Below are 18,501 nucleotides of genomic sequence, written 5' to 3' on the forward strand. Positions count from 1 at the left end.
GGCGACCCGCCTTCAGCTGAATGTCGACACGGTCTACGCCCCGAGCATCCGCGCGGCGCGCGGGGCGAAGTAGGTCAGCACGCCGCTCGCTCCCGCGCGCTTGAAGGCGCCCAGGCTTTCGATGATCGCGCGTTCCTCGTCGATCCAGCCGTTGCCGGCGGCGGCCATCAGCATCGCGTACTCGCCGCTCACCTGATAGGCGAAGGTCGGCACGCTGAAGGCTTCGACCACGCGGCGGACGATGTCGAGATAGGGCATGCCCGGCTTGACCATCACCATGTCGGCGCCCTCGGCCAGGTCCAGCGCCACCTCGCGCAGGGCCTCGTCGCCATTGGCCGGGTCCATCTGGTAGGTCTTCTTGTCGAGCTGTCCGGCCGAGAGCTTGGCCGAGCCGATGGCGTCGCGGTAGGGACCGTAGAAGGCCGAGGCGTACTTGGCCGCGTAGGCCATGATCATCACATCCTGATGGCCGCCCTTTTCGAGCGCCGAGCGCAGGGCGCCGACGCGGCCGTCCATCATGTCCGAGGGCGCCAGGATGTCGGCGCCGGCCTCGGCCTGCATGATCCCCTGTTCGATCAGGCGCTCGATGGTCGGGTCGTTGAGAATCTTGCCGTTCTCGATGACGCCGTCGTGGCCGTGGTCGGTGAAGGGATCGAGGGCGACGTCGGTGAGGACGCCGACTTCCGGCGCGGCGTCCTTCATTTCCTTGATCGCGCGGGCGATCAGCCCATCCGGATTTGCGGCGTCGGAACCCGCCGCGTCCTTCTTGGCGCCATCGATGTGCGGGAAGACGGCGATGGCCGGGATGCCGAGAGCGCGGGCCTCGACCGCCGCGCGGCGCACCTCGGCGATGGACAGGCGATCGACGCCCGGCATGGAGGCGACCGGCACGCGGCCCTCGCCCTCATGCACCACCAGGGTCCAGATCAGATCGGACGGCGCCAGGGTGGTTTCGCGCACCATGCGGCGAACCCAGTCGTTCTGGCGGAGACGGCGAAGGCGGAGGGCGGGGTAGCCCGCCTGAGGAATGCGGCTCATGCCGCCCCATCGCCGATGCGCCGCTCGGTGGCAAGACGAATGAAGCCGATCGCGGGGGCCAGCAGCAACCAGGCGGCCATCAGCAGCCACGACACCACGGCGATGAGGATCAGCGCGATCAGGCCGCCGTCGAGGCGCACCTCGGAGTCGTCGTAGGCGAAGCCTTCCCAGGCATCGAGATGGTCGACACTGAAGTGGATCAACTGGCCGACGCCCATCAGCCCCGCCCAGACCCCGGCGACCGTGCCGACGATCCCCAGGGCGAAAGCCACCCAGAAGATGCCGATCTGCCCGTCGTAGTGCCTGCGCAAAATCCCGGTCATCGCGTCGCGCTGCGAGTAGGCGATGATCACGGCGATCAGGCCCGGCACGCCCAGGAAGAACAGGGATGCGAAGAGCAGGGCGTAGTTGATCAGCGCCAGATTTCGGTCGCCTTCGCCGATCTTCGGCAGGGTCAGCGGCGTTTCGGTCATTCCAGCCTCGCGCGGTTCGCCAGCTTGCGCAGTCAGATTGACACCGTGCGCCCACCGGCTCACCTCAGCAAGCCGGGTTGGGGGACCGGCGATGGGACAAGACGATGGATTTCGCCCTCTCGGACGACCAGATCGCCATCCAGCAGACGGCCGAGGCGTTCGCCCGCGATCGTCTGACTCCGAACTCGGCCCGCTGGGACGAGGAGAAGCATTTCCCGGTCGAGGTGATGCGCGAGGCGGCGGGGCTCGGCTTCGCCGGCCTCTACGTCCGCGACGATGTCGGCGGTTCGGGCCTGTCACGGCTGGACTCGGTGATCGTTTTCGAGGCCCTAGCCGAGGGCGATGTCGCCACCGCGGCCTATCTCTCGATCCACAACATGTGCGCCTGGATGATCGACCGTTTCGGCTCGGACGATCTGCGCCGACGCTTCCTTCCGCGGCTGACGACCATGGAGCTGATCGCCAGCTACTGCCTCACCGAGCCCGGCTCGGGCTCCGACGCCGCGGCCCTGCGCACCACCGCCCGGCGCGAGGCCGGCGCCTATGTGCTCGACGGCGGCAAGGCCTTCATTTCCGGGGCCGGGGTTTCGGACCTCTATGTTGTCATGGCCCGCACGGGCGGGGAGGGGGCGGGCGGCGTCTCCGCCTTCGTGGTCGAGAAAGGGATGGCCGGGCTCAGCTTCGGAGCCAACGAGCGCAAGATGGGCTGGAACGCCCAGCCGACCGCGACGGTGCACTTCGACGGCGTGCGCGTGCCGGCCGAAAATCGCATCGGCGACGAAGGGCAGGGGTTCCGTTTCGCCATGGCCGGCCTCGATGGCGGCCGCCTCAACATCGCCGCCTGCTCCCTGGGGGGCGCCGGCTTCGCGCTGAAGACCGCGCGGAATTATCTCAGCCAGCGCAAGCAGTTCGGCCGGGCTCTGAAGGATTTCCAGGCGCTGCAATTCAAGCTGGCCGACATGGCGACCGAGCTGGAAGCCGCTCGCCTGATGGTCCGCCGCGGGGCGGACGCCTTGGATCGCGGCGATCCGCAGGCGACAATGTTCTGCGCCATGGCCAAGCGCTTCGCCACCGACGCCGGCTTCCATGTCGCCGACGAGGCCCTGCAACTGCACGGCGGCTACGGCTATTTGAAGGACTATCCGCTGGAGCGGATCGTTCGCGACCTTCGGGTCCACCGCATCCTGGAAGGGACCAACGAGATCATGCGTCTGATCGTTTCCCGGGAGTTGTTGCGTGACTGACGAAGTGATCGCCTGCGTCGAGGGGCGGGTCGGACGCCTGACCCTCAACCGGCCGCAGGCCCTGCACGCCCTGACGCTCGACATGTGCGCCGCCATGATCGAGGCCCTGGCCGCCTGGCATTCCGATCCGGCCGTGGACCTTGTGCTGATCGATCATTCCGGGCCGCGCGGCTTCTGCGCCGGCGGGGACGTGCGGCGCGCGGCCGGCGACGGCGCGGCGGCGGCCGAGTTCTTTTTCACCGAGTACCGTCTCAACCACCTGCTGTTCGCCTATGAGAAGCCGACCGTCTGTCTGATGGACGGGGTGGTCATGGGCGGCGGCGCGGGCGTCGCCCTGCCGTGCGACTATCGCGTCGGAACCGAGGCGTTGAACTTCGCCATGCCGGAGGCGACCATCGGCCTGTTCCCCGACGTGGGCGGCGGCTGGTGGCTGTCGCGGCTGAACGGCGGGCTCGGCATGTGGCTGGCCCTGACCAGCGCCCGGCTGGGCCCGGCCGACGCCCTGGCCGCCGGCGTCGCCACCGACATCATCCGCAAGGACGACGTGGCCCGTTTCCGTGAGGCCCTCATCGCCGATCCGGCCGGCGTGGAGCAATTGCTGACGGAACTGGAACTGGATCCCGGCCGCGCGCCCACCGCCGAACATCGCGACGTCATCAATCATCACTTCGGCCACGTCTCGGTGGAGGTGATTCTCGCCTCTTTGCGCAGCGATCCTTCGCCATGGGCCGCCGAACAGGTAGCGGCCCTGGAGAGCAAGTCGCCGCAGGCCATGAAGATCGCCTTCCGGCTGCTGCGCGAGGCGCGCACGCGGTCCCGGTTCGCCGACGAGATGATCGTCGAGTATCGCATCGCCGTCCGCGCGGCGGTCAGCCACGATTTCCGCGAGGGCGTGCGCGCCCTGCTGGTCGACAAGGACGGCGCTCCACGGTGGAATCCGCCGACCCTCGAAGCCGTGACGGAGGAACATCTCGCTCAGTTTTTCGCACCGCTTTCGCCCGAAGACGAATGGACGCCGCTGACTTGAGCGCCAAGCCTAGCTAAGTTGCGCCGAGTTACTGCTTCGGGAGATCGATCATGCGTCTGTCCATGCTCGCTGTTGGCGCGACCCTGTTGCTCGCGGCCTGCGCCACGACGCCGCCTCCCGCCAACTACATCCCGCCCTATGTCTCTTCCGCCGTGGCCGACCGCGGCCGGCCGGAAGCCGACACCGTGCGCGACGCGGATCGCAAGCCGGCCGAGGTGATCGCCTACGCCGGCATTCGCCCGGGGATGAAGGTCGTCGATCTGATCCCTGGCGGCGGCTATTTCACCCGCATCTTCTCGAAGATCGTCGGCGCCAAGGGCGTGGTCTACGCCTATGTGCCGGACGAGCTCAGCCGCCTGGCCAACCGTCCGCCGGCCATCGCCCCGATCATCGCCGACCCGCAGTACAAGAACGTCACCATGCTGCTGAAGCCGGTTTCGCAGTTCAAGGTTCCGGAACAGGTCGACGTCGTCTGGACCTCGCAGAACTATCACGACATGCACGCGCCCTTCATGGGCCCGGTGAACATGGCCACCCTCAACCGCGCCGTCTTCGACGCGCTGAAGCCGGGCGGTCTCTATCTCGTGCTCGACCACTCGGCGACGCCGGGTTCGGGCGTGCGCGACACCGCCACCCTGCACCGCATCGATCCAGCCGCCGTGCGCGCCGAGGTCACCGCCGCCGGCTTCGTGTTCGAAGGCGAGAGCCCGCTGCTGCGCAATCCGGCCGACGACCGCAGCCAGCGGGTGCAGGAAGGCGCCATCCGCGGCCACACCGACCAGTTCATCTACAAGTTCCGCAAGCCGCGCTGAGCATGACGCGGCGATGACCCGCATCGCCTTCATCGGCCTCGGGGCCATGGGCGGCGGGATGGCCGCCAACCAGGCGCGCGCCGGTCACGCCGTCGCCGCCTTCGACCTTTCGCCGGAAGCCGTCGCGCGGGCGGTCTCCGCCGGATGCCGCGCCGCGCCCTCGGCGGCCGAGGCTGTCGCCGACGCCGAAGTCGTCATCACCATGCTGCCGGCCGGGCCGCAGGTGCGCGCGGTTTATGCCGAGGCGGTTCTGGGCCACGCCCCGAAGACGGCCCTGCTGATCGATTGCTCGACCATCGACGTCGAAAGCGCCCGAGCCGTGGCCGGGCAGGCGAGGGCGGCGGGCTTCCGCTTCGCGGACGCCCCGGTCAGCGGCGGCGTCGCGGCGGCCGAGTCCGGTCAACTCACCTTCATGGTCGGCTGCGACGAGGCGGATATCTCAGCTGTTGAGACGGCGCTGGCGCCCATGGCCAAGGCGGTGATCCGCGCCGGCGACCATGGGGCGGGGCAGGCGGCGAAGATCTGCAACAACCTGATCCTGGGCGTCACCATGCTCGGGACCTGCGAGGCGTTCGCCCTGGCCGAGAAGCTGGGGCTCGACGCCCAGAAGTTCTACGACATCGCCTCGAAGTCTTCCGGGCAGTCATGGTCGATGACCAGCTATTGCCCCTGGCCCGGGCCGGTCCCGACCGCGCCGTCCAACCGGGGGTACGAAGGCGGCTTCGCCGTCGCCATGATGCTCAAAGACCTAAAGCTGGCGCAGGAGGCGGCCGCCCGTTCCGGCGCGTCTTCGCCGCTCGGCGCCCAGGCGGAGGCGCTCTACGCCCTGTTCGACGGGCTGGGTTACGGGAGGAAGGATTTCTCCTCTATTCTCACGCTGTTGCGAGGCGTTCTCAAAGATATTGATTGAGCATACGCCGTTCGTTCAGCGAAGCGACAGGTTGCTTGTCCGATAACCGTCCTATGCGGCGTCCAGTCTTGTGGACAGCCGTCATGGAACGGTGCAAATAGCCCTGCAAACAAAAGGGTCTCGGCGGCTTTTCGGACGAGATCCCCGTAGGGGCGTCGGAGTGTCGAGGTCTATGGACTACAAGCGTGCGTTCAGCGAAGCCGTCGGCAAGGTGCGCGACGAGGGCCGTTACCGAGTTTTCGCCGATCTGAAGCGTATCCGCGGCGCTTTCCCGCGTGCGAAGTGGACCAGCGAGGCGGGCGAACGCGAAGTCACCGTCTGGTGCTCCAACGACTATCTCGGCCAGGGGCAGAACGCGGTCGTCACCGACGCCATGCACGCCGCGATCGAAGCCTGCGGTTCGGGCTCGGGCGGCACCCGCAACATCTCGGGCACCACCTACTATCACGTCGAGCTGGAGCGTGAGCTCGCCGACCTGCACGGCAAGGAAGCCGCCCTGGTCTTCACCTCGGGCTACGTCGCCAACGAGGCGGCCCTGTCGTCGCTCTACAAGATCTTGCCCGGGCTGATCATCTTCTCGGACGCCCTGAACCACGCCTCGATGATCGCCGGCATCCGCAACGGCGGCGGCGCGCGTCACGTGTTCCGCCACAACGACCTCGAGCACCTCGAGGAGCTGCTGGCCGCCGCCCCGGCCGATGCGCCCAAGCTGGTGGCCTTCGAGAGCGTCTATTCGATGGACGGCGACATCGCCGACATCGCCGGCACCATCGCCCTGGCGAAGAAGTACGGCGCCCTGACCTACCTCGACGAAGTGCATGCCGTCGGCATGTACGGCGATCGCGGCGGCGGCGTGGCCGAGCGCGACGGCGTCATGGCCGAGGTCGACATCATCAACGGCACCTTGGGCAAGGCCTTCGGCGTCATGGGCGGCTACATCGTCGGCGACGCCGACCTGATCGACGCCGTGCGCCTCTACGCCGCCGGCTTCATCTTCACCACCTCGCTGCCGCCGGCCCTCACCGCCGGCGCGGCCGCCAGCATCGCCTACCTCAAGACCGAGGCCGGCCAGGCGCTGCGCGAACAGCATCAGGAGCGCGCCGCGACCCTGAAGCGGATGATGACCGAGGCCGGGCTGCCGGTGATGCCGTCGGAAAGCCATATCGTGCCGCTGCTCGTCGGCGACCCGGTGCACTGCAAGCTGATCAGCGACATGCTGCTCAGCGACCACGGCGTCTATGTGCAGCCGATCAACTATCCGACCGTGCCGCGCGGCACCGAACGCCTGCGCTTCACCCCGACGCCGTTCCACACCGACGCCATGATGCGCGACCTGGTGGCGGCCCTCACGCGGCTCTGGTCGCACTGCAACGTCGCCCGCCTGGGCGGCCACGCGGCTTAAGGGGTTCAGTTTCAACAATCCGCTCATCCCCGCGCAGGCGGGGACCCAGGTTTGTTATCGAAGGGCTGAACGGCCGCAGGCTCGGCGCGCGTTCGCTTTCACGCGCCGATACACTTCAAAAAACGCCTGGGTCCCGACTTGCGTCGGGATGAACCGGGATGAACTAGCGTTTCTTCGCCACCGCCTTGGTGCGGCGGACGCCCTTGCCGAGGCCGATTTCCTTGGCGAAGGCCGAGCGACGCGCCGCATAGGCGGGCGCCACCATCGGATAGTCGGCCGGCAGGCCCCAGCGGCGGCGATAATCCTCGGGGCTCATGTCGTAACGCGAGCGCAGGTAGCGCTTCAGCATCTTCAGCTTCGCGCCGTCCTCCAGGCAGACGATATAGTCCTGCTGCACCGAACGGGAGATCGGCACCGCCGGCTTCGGCTTCTCCTGCGTGGCCGCCGGCGCTTCGGCCTGGCCGAGGCCGGAGAAAGTGCTGTGCACGCTTCTGACAATGTCGGGAATGTCGTTGGGAGCTACTTTGTTCTGCCCGACATAGGCGGCGACAACGTCCGCAGTCAGGCTCAACAAATCAAGGTCGCCTTTGCCAGCGACGCTTTCAGCTTCGTTCGACGCCATTCCCCATCATCCCCTTTTACGTATCGCACGTGGCTTCCCCACGTTCGGCCGGTAACGCCGCGCGCGCCGCAAGGTTCCAAACAAAAGCGCTCCCGCATTGATCGCGCCGCCCAGGCGGCTAAAGAGGGCGCCGCCCTCGGGAAAGGACGACTCGCATGACCTCGACCAACAACTTCTTCGGCGCTTCGCTTTCCGCGGCCGATCCGGACATCTTCGCCGCCATCGGGCGCGAGCTGTCCCGGCAGCGCGATCAGATCGAACTCATCGCCTCGGAGAACATCGTCTCGAAGGCGGTGCTCGACGCCCAGGGTTCGATCCTGACCAACAAGTACGCCGAGGGCTATCCGGGCAAGCGCTACTACGGCGGCTGCGAGTACGTCGACGTCATCGAGACCCTGGCCATCGAACGCGCCAAGCAGCTGTTCGGCGCGGCCTACGCCAATGTGCAGCCGCACTCGGGCTCGCAGGCTAACCAGGCGGTGTTCAACGCTCTGCTGCAGCCGGGCGACACCTTCATGGGCATGGACCTGGCCGCCGGCGGCCACCTGACCCACGGCTCGCCCGCCAATCAGTCCGGCAAATGGTTCAAGCCGGTGTCCTACACCGTGCGCCAGCAGGACCAGCTGATCGACATGGACGCGGTGGCCGAGATCGCCCAGCGTGAGAAGCCCAAGCTGATCATCGCCGGCGGCAGCGCCTACAGCCGCGTCATCGACTTCGCGAAGTTCCGCGAGATCGCCGACAGCATCGGCGCCTATCTGATGGTCGACATGGCCCACTTCGCGGGCCTGGTGGCCGGCGGCGTGTTCCCGAGCCCGGTCCCCCACGCCCACGTCGTCACCACCACCACCCACAAGACCCTGCGCGGCCCGCGCGGCGGCATGGTGCTGACCAACGACGAGACCATCGCCAAGAAGATCAACTCGGCCATCTTCCCGGGCATCCAGGGCGGACCGCTGGAGCACGTCATCGCCGCCAAGGCCGTGGCCTTCGGCGAAGCCCTGCAGCCCAGCTTCAAGGCCTACGCCAAGCAGGTGGTCGACAACGCCCAGGCCCTGGCCTCGGCCCTGTCCAGCGCCGGCGTCTCGATCGTCTCGGGCGGCACCGACAGCCACCTGATGCTGGTCGACCTGCGCCGCAAGAACGTCACCGGCCGCGACGCCGAGCACACGCTCGAGCGCGCCCACATCACCTGCAACAAGAACGGCGTGCCCTTCGACACCGCGCCCTTCACCGTCACCTCGGGCATTCGCGTCGGCACGCCGGCCGGCACCACCCGCGGCTTCGGAACGGCCGAGTTCACCCGTATCGGCCAACTGATCGGCGAGGTGCTGGACGGCTTCGCGGCCAACCCCAGCGACAATTCGGCCGCCGAGGCGAAGGTGCGCGAGGAAGTGTTGGCCTTGACCGCGCGCTTCCCGATCTACAACTGATAGAGTCCAGCCGCTCGGGGAGCCCCAGATATGCGCTGCCCGTTCTGCGGACATGCCGAAAGTCAGGTGAAGGACAGCCGCCCGTCGGAAGACGGCGCGGCCATCCGTCGTCGCCGGGCCTGCCCGGAATGCGGCGGCCGCTTCACCACCTTTGAGCGGGTGCAGCTGCGGGAACTGATCATCCTGAAGCGTTCGGGCCGTCGTTCGCCGTTCGACCGCGACAAGCTGGTGCGCTCCATCTCCATCGCCCTGCGCAAGCGGCCGGTCGACGCCGAGCGCGTCGAGCGGATGGTCAACGGCATCGTGCGCCAGCTGGAAAGCATGGGCGAAACTGAATTGCAGTCGTCGGTCGTCGGCGAAATGGTGATGAAGGCGCTCAAGGCGCTCGATGACGTGGCGTACGTCCGCTACGCCTCGGTCTATCGCGATTTCCGCCAGACCCAGGACTTCGCGCGTTTCCTGGGCCAGGAAGGCCTGAGCGACGTCGGCGAAGACGAGGAAGTCTGATTATGGCCAGCGACAAGCTGCGCATCCTGACCATCGAGAGCCGATACGAGTCAGAGGTGGCCGACGCCCTGCTAAGGGGAGCGGTCGACGCCCTCGACGCCTTCGGCGCGACCCATGAAGTGCTGAGCGTACCCGGCCTGCTGGAGCTTCCGCTGGCCCTGGCGATGATCGAGGAAAGCACCCACCGCCCGACCGGCGCCGAGCGCTATGACGGCTATGTGCTGCTGGGCTCGGTGTTCCCCGCCGACACCCTGCAGTCCGACCTGGTGGCGCGGGAAGCCCTGCGCGGCCTGCAGGACCTCGCCGTGGCGCGCAATCTCGCCGTCGGCAGCGCCATTCTCGCCTGCGAGGACGAAGCCGAGGCCCTGGAGCTCGCCCGCCCGAGCGGCGGCGACGCCGGTGGGGCCGCGGCCCGCGCCTGTCTCGACCTCGCGGCCCTGCGCCGCCGTTTGCTGGGAGCCGCCCGATGAGCGCCCCGACCCTGGGTTCCAAGCGTTCCGTCGCCCGCCTCGCGGCCGTGCAGGCGCTCTATCAGATGGAAGTGTCCGGCGCGGGCGTCGAGGCCGTGATCCGCGAATTCACCGAGCACCGCTTCGACCGCGATCTCGACCGCGACGTCGAAGGCTCGCAGCTGGCCGCCGCCGACGAGGACTTCTTCGCCGACCTGGTGCGCGGCGTCGTCGCCCACCAGGCCGAGGTCGACCGGGCCGTCATGCGCCGCCTGGCCTCCGGCTGGAAACTCGAACGCCTGGACGCCACCGTCCGCGCCATCCTGCGCGTCGGCGGCTTCGAGCTGTCGCAGCGCCGGGACGTGCCGGTCGAGGTGGCCATCAACGAATATGTCGAGATCGCCAAATCGTTCTTCGAAGGTCCGGAACCCGGCTTCGTGAACGCCGCGCTCGACGGCATCGCCCGCGATGAGCGGGACTGACGACCGCCCCGTCGATGAGTTCGAGGCGATAGCGCGGCTGCTGCGCCCGCTGGCCGCCGGCGCGCCCGGCGCCTTCGACCTGCTCGACGACGCCGCCGTCATCCCCTCGAACCCCGGCTTCGACCTGGTGGTCTCGAAGGACGCCATGGTCGAGGGCGTGCACTTTCCGCCCGGCATGGGCCGCGATCTGGTGGCCCGCCGCCTGCTGCGCACCAATCTCTCCGACCTTGCCGCCAAGGCCGCCGAGCCCTTCGGCTACCTGCTGGCCATCGCCTGGCCGCACGGCGCCGCCTGGAGCGAGCGGGAGGCGTTCGCCCGGGGCCTCGCCGAGGATGGGGAAAGGTTCGGCCTGTCGCTGTTCGGCGGCGACACGGTCTCGACCGCCGGACCGCTGACGGTCTCGGCGACGATCCTCGGCTGGTCGCCGCAAGGCGGCATGATCCGGCGCGGCGGGGCGAGGGCGGGGGACATCCTGGCCGTCAGCGGGGCCATCGGCGACGGCGGCCTCGGGCTCGCCGAGGTGGGCCGGGCCGAGCCCGATCCCTGGCTGCTCGATCGCTACCACCTTCCCGCGCCGCGCCTGAACCTGCGCGAGGTTCTACGGACCTACGCCCACGCCGCCGCCGACGTCTCCGACGGCCTGATCGCCGACGCCGGACACCTGGCGCTCGCCAGCGGCCTTGGCCTGACTCTCGATCTTGCCGCCATGCCGGTCTCGGCCCCAGGGCAGGCCTGGCTCGCGCGCCAGCCCGACCGCGCCGCCGCCCTGACGCACCTCGCCACCTGCGGCGACGACTACGAGGTGGTCATGGCCGTCGCGCCCGAGCATTTCGCCGCGCTGCAAGACGCGGCCGACACGCCGATCACTCCTCTTGGCCGCTTCGAGGCGGGGCAGGGGGTGCGGGTCACGCTCGACGGCGCCGAACTGCATCTGAAACGCAGCGGCTACGTGCACGATTAAGCCAATTCTAAGCCTGGCGCCGCATGGATGCCGACCATGCGCCAGATCCTGCTCGCCGCCGCCGCTCTCGCCCTGACCGCCTCCGCCGCCCAGGCTTCGGGCGCGCCGAAGAAGGAAGGCGCCGCCGCGCCGTCGAGCCAGTACGTCGACATCACGCCGGTGGCCCTGCCCATCGTCGATGGCGGAAGGCTGATGAACTACGTCTTCGTGCAGGTCCGCGTGAACCTCGCGCCAAGCGCCGACGCCCAGAAGATGCGCGAGAAGGAGCCCTTCCTGCGCGACGCCCTGGTGCGGGTGAGCCACCGCACGCCCTTCACCGGCAAGACCGACTACATGCATATCGACGAGCCCGCGCTTAAGGCGGCCGTCGCGCGCGAGGTCGGCCCGCTGCTCGGCGGCGCGCGCAACATCGCCTCGATCCAGATCATGAGTCAGCAGGCCAAGCAGCGCGTCGGCCCGATGCGCCCCGCCGCCTGACACCTGGAGATACGGTCCAGATAACGCCGGTTGCACAGGCCTGCCGCATGCGGCAGGCTCTCGCCCGATCTGACGGCCTCGGCTCGAAGATTTCACGGGGCCGGGACTTTAGTGAACCGATCCGTTTAAGCGATCGGCGTCTCGGCCCTTCAACAATGATAGGGCGGGAAGACATCATGAGTATGTGGCTCACCCTGGCTTTCGGAGCCGGGTTGTTGGCGGTGCTTTATGGCGCTGTTCAGACGGCGTCTTTGTTGCGTAAGTCGCCGGGCAGCGCCCGGATGCAGGAAATCGCGGCGGCCATCCAGGAAGGGGCCCAGGCCTACCTGAAGCGCCAGTACACGGCCATCGCCATCGTGGGCGTCGTCGTGCTCGTCGCGCTGTTCCTCCTGCTCGGGCTGGAAGCGGCCATCGGCTTCCTGATCGGCGCGGTGCTGTCCGGCGCCGCCGGGTTCGCCGGGATGCTGATCTCGGTGCGGGCCAATGTGCGCACCGCCCAGGCCTCGTCCGAGAGCCTCGCCAAGGGGCTCAACCTCGCCTTCACCTCCGGCGCGATCACCGGCCTGCTGGTCGCGGGCTTCGCCCTGATCGGCGTCTCCGGCTACTACGCCGTGCTGGTCATGCACCTGGGCCACGATCCGGCCGACCGCACGGTGATCAACGCCCTGGTCTGCCTGGGCTTCGGCGCCAGCCTGATCTCCATCTTCGCCCGTCTGGGCGGCGGCATCTTCACCAAGGGCGCCGATGTCGGCGGCGACATGGTCGGCAAGGTCGAAGCGGGCATCCCCGAGGACGATCCCCGCAACGCCGCCACCATCGCCGACAACGTGGGCGACAACGTCGGCGACTGCGCCGGCATGGCCGCCGACCTGTTCGAGACCTACGCGGTGACCACGGTCGCCACCATGGTGCTGGCCGCCATCTTCTTCGGCGGCACGGCCGCGCTCGGCACGCTGATGGTGCTGCCGCTGGCCATCTGCGCCGTGTGCATCGTCACCTCGATCATCGGCACCTTCGCCGTGCGCCTCGGCAAGAGCGGCTCGATCATGGGCGCGCTCTATCAGGGCCTGATCGTCACCGGCGTGCTGTCGGCGATCGCGCTCTACTTCCTGATCCCGAGCCTGGTCACGGAGCCGCTGACCGTCAACGCGGGCACGGCGCTGGAGAAAACCTTCGGGGCCGGCGCGTTGTTCGCCTGCGCCATCGCCGGCCTGGTCATCACCGCCCTGATCGTGATCATCACCGAGTACTACACCGGCACCAACTTCCGCCCGGTGAAGTCGGTGGCCCAGGCCTCGGTCTCCGGCCACGGCACCAATGTGATCCAGGGCCTGGCCATGTCGCTGGAGTCGACCGCGGCTCCGGTGCTGGTCGTCGCCGTGGGCATCATCGTCACCTACAACCTCGCCGGCCTGTTCGGGGTGGCCATCGCCACCACGGCCATGCTGTCGCTGGCGGGCTTCATCGTCGCCCTCGACGCCTTCGGTCCGGTCACCGACAACGCCGGCGGCATCGCCGAGATGGCGGGCCTGCCGCCGGAGGTCCGCGTGACCACCGACGCGCTCGACGCCGTGGGCAACACCACCAAGGCGGTGACCAAGGGCTACGCCATCGGTTCGGCCGGCCTGGGCGCCCTGGTGCTGTTCGCCGCCTACACCGAGGACCTGAAGTTCTTCTCGGCGGAAGCCGCGCCGGGCTCGTTCTTCGACGGCATGGGGGCGGTGGCCTTCGACCTCTCCAACCCCTACGTCGTCGTCGGCCTGCTGGTCGGCGGCCTTCTGCCCTTCCTGTTCGGCGGCCTGTCGATGACCGCCGTGGGCCGCGCCGCCCAGTCGGTGGTGGTCGAGGTGCGACGTCAGTTCCGTGAGAACCCGGGCATCATGACGGGCGAGGTGAAGCCGGAATACGGCCGCGCCGTCGACATCCTGACCAAGGCCGCGATCAAGGAGATGATCGTGCCGTCCCTGCTGCCGGTGGCTTCGCCGGTGGTGCTGTTCTTCGTCATCAACGCCATCGCCGGCAAGGTGGACGCCTTCGCCGCCGTCGGCGCCATGCTGATGGGCGTGATCGTCACCGGCCTGTTCGTCGCCATCTCGATGACCAGCGGCGGCGGCGCCTGGGACAACGCCAAGAAGGTGATCGAGGAAGGCTTCACCGACTCGGACGGGGTGAAGCACACCAAGGGGTCCGACGCCCACAAGGCGGCGGTCACCGGCGACACCGTCGGCGACCCCTACAAGGACACCTCCGGCCCGGCGGTGAACCCGATGATCAAGATCACCAACATCGTGGCCCTGCTGCTGCTGGCGGCCCTGGCCAAGTCGGCGGTCGGCTGATCGCGGTCCTTCGCGCAAAAGAAGACGCCCCGGAGAGCGATCTCCGGGGCGTTTTTCGTTTCGAGAAAACGATGAGCGTTTAGCGGTCGCCCGGGCGCTGGCCGGGGATCACGTCGTCCTGCGGCAGCATGCCGCCGCGGCCGGCGTTGCCCAGCAGCTGCTCGAGGATGCTCAGCTCGCGGCCGCGCGTCGGCGTCTCGCGGCCGTTGTAGGCGATCACCTTGCCGTCCTTCAGGGTGTAGGCCTTCACGGCGGTCACCTTCTCGTCGTCCTTGTTGAACGAGATTTCGGTGACGTCGCGCTTCACGGTGCGCGACTTGTAGAACGAGACCCGGTCCGAGATTTCGAAGACGTAGTACCAGGTGTTGTTGTCGAAGGTGGATGTGGCCGAAGGCGATCCCAGCTTCGACATCACGGTCGACTTGGTGTCCTCGCCCGCCTTGATGTCGGACGGATCCGAATCCACCGGTTGGAACCCGGAGTAGGTGGTGATCGGCGTGCAGGCGCCCAGGATCACGGCCGGGGCCAGGATCGAGGCAGGGGCCACAAGGGCGGCGAGGGCGACGCGACGAAACATGAGCGCTCCGAAAGGGCGGTGCGAACCGCGCTGGGCAGGCTTTGACCTAACCCCCATGCGGGCTTAGTTCAATGCGCCGTTTCAACCCATGACGCGGCGAAATCGAGGCGTGTCATGTTCCTAAGCCGGATTTTCCGCAAGCGTCCCGCCGAGGCGGCCGGCGCGGCGCTGTTCGCGGCGGCGGCGCAACAGGCCCGCGCCCCGGCCCTTTACGCCGGCTTCGGCGCGCCGGACACCCTGGAAGGCCGCTTCGAACTCTACACCCTGCACGTGGTGATGCTGGTCGAGAGACTGTCGGGGCAGGGCGAGCAGGCGCAGGAGACCTCGCAGGGCCTGTTCGACGCCTATGTCCGCAGCCTTGACGACGCCCTGCGCCAGATCGGCGTCGGCGACCTGTCGATGGGCAAGAAGATGAAGAAGCTCGCGGGAGCCTTCTACGGCCGGCTCTCCACCTGGCAGGAGGCCGTCGCCCCGCTGCCGGACCGCGCCGCCCTGGAGGCGATGCTGCTCCGCACGGCGTTTGAAGGCGTCGGAGGCGCGAACCCGGCCGCCCTGGCCGACTACGTCGTCCGCGCGCGAGACGCGCTGGCCGCCCAACCCCTGTCCAATCTGCTTTCGGGAGAGGTCGCATGGCCGCAACCGTAACCCCCTGGCCGCTCAAGGTCCGGCTGGGCGCCGTCCAGCGCACCGGCCTGCAGGCGCGGTTCGAACCCGACGCCGCCGCGCGCAAGACCATCGCCCGCGACCTCGGCCTGATCGCCGTCGAACGACTGGAGGCCGATGTCGGCCTCGCCCCCTGGCTGGACGGCGTGGAGATGACCGGCTGGATCAAGGCCACCGTCACCCAGACCTGTTCGGTCACCGCCGAGCCGCTTGATTCGCACATCGACGCCGGCTTCTCGCTGCGTCTCGTTCCGCCCGACAGCCCCAACATCCCACAGTACGAGGGCGTGGAGATCGAAATCGACGCTGAGGCCGAGGATGCGCCGGACGTGCTGGAAGACGATGTGATCGATGTTTCCGGCTATGTGGTCGAGCACCTTGCCCTGGAGCTGGATCCGTTTCCACGCAAGCCGGGCGCGGTTTTCGAGCAGCCGGACGAGCCGGGCTCGCTGTCGCCGTTCGCCGCCTTGGCCGCCCTTCGCAAGTCGGAACCGGGGGAGGGCGGCGGGGCCTGACGCCACAGACCCTTCGTCGCAGCGTGGCCGCATTTGCATAGCGTCGCTGCGGATGTATCGTCCGGAAGCCCCGACGCGACGGGGCGCACGTCATCCAGAGTCGCATTGCCCAAATCCCTCGTTATTTCGGTCGACGCCATGGGCGGCGATCACGGGCCACCCGTCGTGGCGCCGGGTGTCGGTCTTGCGCTCCAGCGTGATCCCGATCTGCGCGTTCTACTGCATGGCGACGAAGCCCAGGTGAAAGCCGCCATCGCCCGCCTGCCGGCCGAGGTGCGCGGTCGCTGCGAGATGCGGGCGGCCGAAAAGTCCATCGCCATGGATGAGAAGCCCAGCACGGCCCTGCGGCGCGGCAAGGGCTCCAGCATGTGGAACGCCATCGACGCGGTGCGTCAGGGCGAGGCGCAGGCCGCCGTCTCGGCGGGCAACACCGGCGCCCTGATGGCGATGTCGAAACTGATCCTGCGCATGGCCGAGGGGTTGGAGCGCCCGGCCATCGTCGCCACCTGGCCGACCATGAAGGGCGTCACCGCCGTGCTCGACGTCGGGGCCAATATCGAATGCGACGCCGAACAACTGGTCGAGTTCGCGATCATGGGCGCGGCCTTCCACCACGCGGTTCACGGCGGCGGCGATCCGAACCACAAGCCCAGCGTCGGCCTGCTCAACGTCGGGTCCGAGGAGCAGAAGGGCCATGAGGACGTGCGCGAGGCCCACCGCATGCTGCGTGAGCTCGGCCTCGACCTCGACTATCACGGCTTCGTCGAGGGCAACGACATCGCCAAGGGCACGGTCGACGTGGTGGTCACCGACGGCTTCACCGGCAACGTCGCCCTCAAGACCGCCGAGGGCGTCGCCCGCTTCATCGGCGCCGAGCTGAAGCAGACCTTCAAGTCGGGCCCCTTCGCCATGCTGGGCGCCCTGATCGCCTCGGCCGCCCTCAAGGGCATGAAGCGCCGGCTGGATCCGGGCCGGGTCAACGGCGGGCCGCTGCTCGGCATGAACGGCATCGTGGTCAAGAGTCACGGCGGCGCCGACGCCAACGGTTTCGCCTCGGCCATCCGCGTCGCCGCCGATCTGGCGCGCAGCGACTTTTCGGCCGAAATCGACAGGAATATGAAGCGTCTCACCACGGCCGCGGCGGAAGCCGTCGAAACCGCCGGGGCGCAAGGAGCAGCGTAGAGTGGGTCAATTGCGTAGCGTCATCGCCGGCGTCGGCGCCTATCTGCCGCCGGGTGTGATGACCAACGACGATCTCGCGAAGATCGTCGACACCTCGGACGAGTGGATCGTGGAGCGCACCGGCATCCGCCAGCGTCACCGCGCCGAGCCGGGCGTGGCCACCTCCGACCTTGCGGTCGAGGCCGCGAACAAGGCCCTGGCCGCCGCCGGCAAGACCGCCGCCGACGTCGATCTGATCATCGTCGCCACCACCACGCCGGACCTGACCTTCCCGGCCACCGCCGCCATCGTCCAGCGCAAGCTGGGCGCCCCGGTGGGCATCGCCTTCGACGTCCAGGCCGTATGCTCGGGGTTCGTCTACGCCCTCAGCGTCGCCGACGGCTTCGTGGCCGGCGGACGCGCCAAATGCGCGCTGGTCATCGGCGCCGAGGAGATGACCAAGCTAATGGACTGGTCCGACCGCGGCACCTGCGTGCTGTTCGGCGACGGCGCCGGCGCGGTGGTCCTGGTTCCGGAAGCGGGCGAGGGGACCACCGACGATCGCGGCCTGCTCGGCTTCGCCCTGCGCTGCGACGGCACGAAGCAGGACCTGCTCTATGTCGACGGGGGCCCGTCGACCGACGGCCAGGTCGGCAAGCTGCGGATGCAGGGCAATCAGGTGTTCCGCCATGCGGTGGTCAACATCGCCGAGGCGGTGACGGCCGCCGCCGCCGACGCCAAGATCGCGGTTTCGGACGTGGATTGGTTCATCCCGCACCAGGCCAACCTGCGCATCCTCAACGGCGTCGCCAATCGCCTGGGCATCGACGAGGCCAAGGTGGTGACCACCGTGGAGCGCCACGCCAACACCTCCGCCGCCTCCATCCCGTTGGCCTTGGCCGAGGCGGTCGAGGACGGCCGCGTTCAGCGCGGTCAGCTGCTGCTGCTGGAAGCCATGGGCGGCGGGCTCACCTGGGGCGCCTGCGTCATACGCTATTGAGAGCGAGGCGCGCTTCCGAGCATGGGTCAGGGCTTTATCCGAAGCCGTTGACTTGACGCCATAATCGCGGCGTGCGACCGAAAACGTTAAGAGGAGAGGGCATCCCATGAAAGGCGCGACCTTGACCCGGGCGGATCTCTGCGAGGCCGTCCACACCGAAGTCGGTCTCACCCGCCAGGACTGCGCTGAGCTGGTCGAGCGCACGCTCGATCTCGTCGCCGAGGCCCTGGAGGAGGGGCAGACGGTGAAGCTCTCCGGTTTCGGCGTCTTCCAGGTCCGCTCCAAGCGCGCGCGCATGGGTCGCAACCCGAAAACGGGCGAGCCGGCCGAAATCGAACCCCGTCGCGTGATCGGCTTCAGGGCCAGTCACGTGATGAAGGCGCGCGTCGACCGCGCCATGGCGGACTAAAGG

General features: G+C 68.4%; 21 protein-coding genes. 17 read left to right on the top strand and 4 right to left on the bottom strand.

The annotated features are described in order from the left end of the window. Positions 1–33: 33 nt before the first annotated feature. Complete coding sequence (gene hemB, locus ACFLIT_RS01915) at positions 34–1,038, bottom strand: porphobilinogen synthase (RefSeq protein WP_479909484.1); 1,005 nt, start codon at positions 1,036–1,038, stop codon at positions 34–36. Then, positions 1,035–1,511, bottom strand: coding sequence for a hypothetical protein (locus tag ACFLIT_RS01920; protein ID WP_479909485.1), 477 nt, complete (start codon positions 1,509–1,511; stop codon positions 1,035–1,037). The genes hemB and ACFLIT_RS01920 overlap by 4 nt, the downstream gene beginning before the upstream one ends. A 104-nt stretch (positions 1,512–1,615) precedes the next feature. Between ACFLIT_RS01920 and ACFLIT_RS01925 the strand changes: the two genes are divergently transcribed. The 5 genes from ACFLIT_RS01925 (at position 1,616) to hemA (ending at position 6,906) form a co-directional block, all read left to right on the top strand. Next, positions 1,616–2,755, top strand: coding sequence for an isobutyryl-CoA dehydrogenase (locus tag ACFLIT_RS01925; RefSeq protein WP_479909486.1), 1,140 nt, complete (start codon positions 1,616–1,618; stop codon positions 2,753–2,755). Continuing rightward, positions 2,748–3,782 (top strand): enoyl-CoA hydratase/isomerase family protein, encoded by a 1,035-nt coding sequence (locus tag ACFLIT_RS01930; RefSeq protein ID WP_479909487.1) that lies wholly within the window; start codon positions 2,748–2,750, stop codon positions 3,780–3,782. The genes ACFLIT_RS01925 and ACFLIT_RS01930 overlap by 8 nt, the downstream gene beginning before the upstream one ends. A 50-nt stretch (positions 3,783–3,832) precedes the next feature. Beyond that, positions 3,833–4,594, top strand: a complete 762-nt coding sequence (locus tag ACFLIT_RS01935) for a class I SAM-dependent methyltransferase (RefSeq protein WP_479909488.1) — start codon at positions 3,833–3,835, stop codon at positions 4,592–4,594. A 13-nt stretch (positions 4,595–4,607) separates the two neighbouring features. Next, positions 4,608–5,504, top strand: coding sequence for a 3-hydroxyisobutyrate dehydrogenase (gene mmsB / locus ACFLIT_RS01940; RefSeq protein WP_479909489.1), 897 nt, complete (start codon positions 4,608–4,610; stop codon positions 5,502–5,504). Between the two features lie 172 nt (positions 5,505–5,676). Continuing rightward, the gene (hemA, locus tag ACFLIT_RS01945) at positions 5,677–6,906 is read left to right on the top strand and encodes a 5-aminolevulinate synthase (protein ID WP_479909490.1); all 1,230 of its coding nucleotides are present in this window, start codon (positions 5,677–5,679) and stop codon (positions 6,904–6,906) included. Positions 6,907–7,069: 163 nt separating this feature from the next. Here hemA and ACFLIT_RS01950 read toward each other — a convergent pair whose 3' ends face one another. Further along, positions 7,070–7,528 (bottom strand): Ros/MucR family transcriptional regulator, encoded by a 459-nt coding sequence (locus ACFLIT_RS01950; protein WP_479909491.1) that lies wholly within the window; start codon positions 7,526–7,528, stop codon positions 7,070–7,072. Between the two features lie 155 nt (positions 7,529–7,683). Here ACFLIT_RS01950 and glyA point away from each other — a divergent pair, with 155 nt between their 5' ends. The 7 genes from glyA to ACFLIT_RS01985 all read left to right on the top strand — a co-directional run bounded on the left by glyA (position 7,684) and on the right by ACFLIT_RS01985 (position 14,173). Next, positions 7,684–8,961, top strand: coding sequence for a serine hydroxymethyltransferase (gene glyA / locus ACFLIT_RS01955; RefSeq protein WP_479909492.1), 1,278 nt, complete (start codon positions 7,684–7,686; stop codon positions 8,959–8,961). Positions 8,962–8,991: 30 nt separating this feature from the next. Then, positions 8,992–9,468, top strand: a complete 477-nt coding sequence (gene nrdR, locus ACFLIT_RS01960) for a transcriptional regulator NrdR (protein WP_479909493.1) — start codon at positions 8,992–8,994, stop codon at positions 9,466–9,468. Between the two features lie 2 nt (positions 9,469–9,470). Continuing rightward, on the top strand, positions 9,471–9,938 hold the full coding sequence (locus ACFLIT_RS01965) for a 6,7-dimethyl-8-ribityllumazine synthase (RefSeq protein WP_479909494.1): 468 nt from the start codon (positions 9,471–9,473) through the stop codon (positions 9,936–9,938). Next, positions 9,935–10,399 carry a transcription antitermination factor NusB gene (nusB, locus tag ACFLIT_RS01970; RefSeq protein ID WP_479909495.1) on the top strand — a complete coding sequence of 155 codons (465 nt, stop codon included), beginning with the start codon at positions 9,935–9,937 and terminating at the stop codon, positions 10,397–10,399. The genes ACFLIT_RS01965 and nusB overlap by 4 nt, the downstream gene beginning before the upstream one ends. Further along, a complete protein-coding gene (thiL, locus tag ACFLIT_RS01975) occupies positions 10,386–11,360 on the top strand; it encodes a thiamine-phosphate kinase (protein WP_479909496.1) in 975 nt (324 codons plus the stop codon). Before nusB ends, thiL begins: the two co-directional genes overlap by 14 nt. 36 nt (positions 11,361–11,396) lie before the next feature. Beyond that, positions 11,397–11,837: a hypothetical protein gene (locus ACFLIT_RS01980; RefSeq protein ID WP_479909497.1), complete on the top strand. Its 441-nt coding sequence runs from the start codon at positions 11,397–11,399 to the stop codon at positions 11,835–11,837. Between the two features lie 176 nt (positions 11,838–12,013). Then, on the top strand, positions 12,014–14,173 hold the full coding sequence (locus ACFLIT_RS01985) for a sodium-translocating pyrophosphatase (protein WP_479909498.1): 2,160 nt from the start codon (positions 12,014–12,016) through the stop codon (positions 14,171–14,173). A 79-nt stretch (positions 14,174–14,252) separates the two neighbouring features. Here the strand turns inward: ACFLIT_RS01985 and ACFLIT_RS01990 are convergent, their stop codons facing one another. Next, positions 14,253–14,750: an outer membrane protein assembly factor BamE gene (locus tag ACFLIT_RS01990; RefSeq protein ID WP_479909499.1), complete on the bottom strand. Its 498-nt coding sequence runs from the start codon at positions 14,748–14,750 to the stop codon at positions 14,253–14,255. 114 nt (positions 14,751–14,864) lie between these two features. Between ACFLIT_RS01990 and ACFLIT_RS01995 the strand changes: the two genes are divergently transcribed. The 5 genes from ACFLIT_RS01995 to ACFLIT_RS02015 all read left to right on the top strand — a co-directional run bounded on the left by ACFLIT_RS01995 (position 14,865) and on the right by ACFLIT_RS02015 (position 18,498). Next, positions 14,865–15,395 (top strand): ubiquinol-cytochrome C chaperone family protein, encoded by a 531-nt coding sequence (locus tag ACFLIT_RS01995; protein WP_479909500.1) that lies wholly within the window; start codon positions 14,865–14,867, stop codon positions 15,393–15,395. Beyond that, a complete protein-coding gene (locus ACFLIT_RS02000) occupies positions 15,380–15,928 on the top strand; it encodes a YceD family protein (RefSeq protein WP_479909501.1) in 549 nt (182 codons plus the stop codon). Before ACFLIT_RS01995 ends, ACFLIT_RS02000 begins: the two co-directional genes overlap by 16 nt. Positions 15,929–16,066: 138 nt before the next feature. Continuing rightward, positions 16,067–17,110, top strand: a complete 1,044-nt coding sequence (plsX, locus tag ACFLIT_RS02005) for a phosphate acyltransferase PlsX (protein ID WP_479909808.1) — start codon at positions 16,067–16,069, stop codon at positions 17,108–17,110. 1 nt (position 17,111) lies between these two features. Further along, positions 17,112–18,089 (top strand): beta-ketoacyl-ACP synthase III, encoded by a 978-nt coding sequence (locus tag ACFLIT_RS02010; protein WP_479909502.1) that lies wholly within the window; start codon positions 17,112–17,114, stop codon positions 18,087–18,089. A 106-nt stretch (positions 18,090–18,195) separates the two neighbouring features. Continuing rightward, on the top strand, positions 18,196–18,498 hold the full coding sequence (locus ACFLIT_RS02015) for an integration host factor subunit alpha (protein ID WP_479909503.1): 303 nt from the start codon (positions 18,196–18,198) through the stop codon (positions 18,496–18,498). Positions 18,499–18,501 lie beyond the last annotated feature (3 nt).

This window comes from Caulobacter sp. HJHS_5 (genome assembly GCF_056683955.1).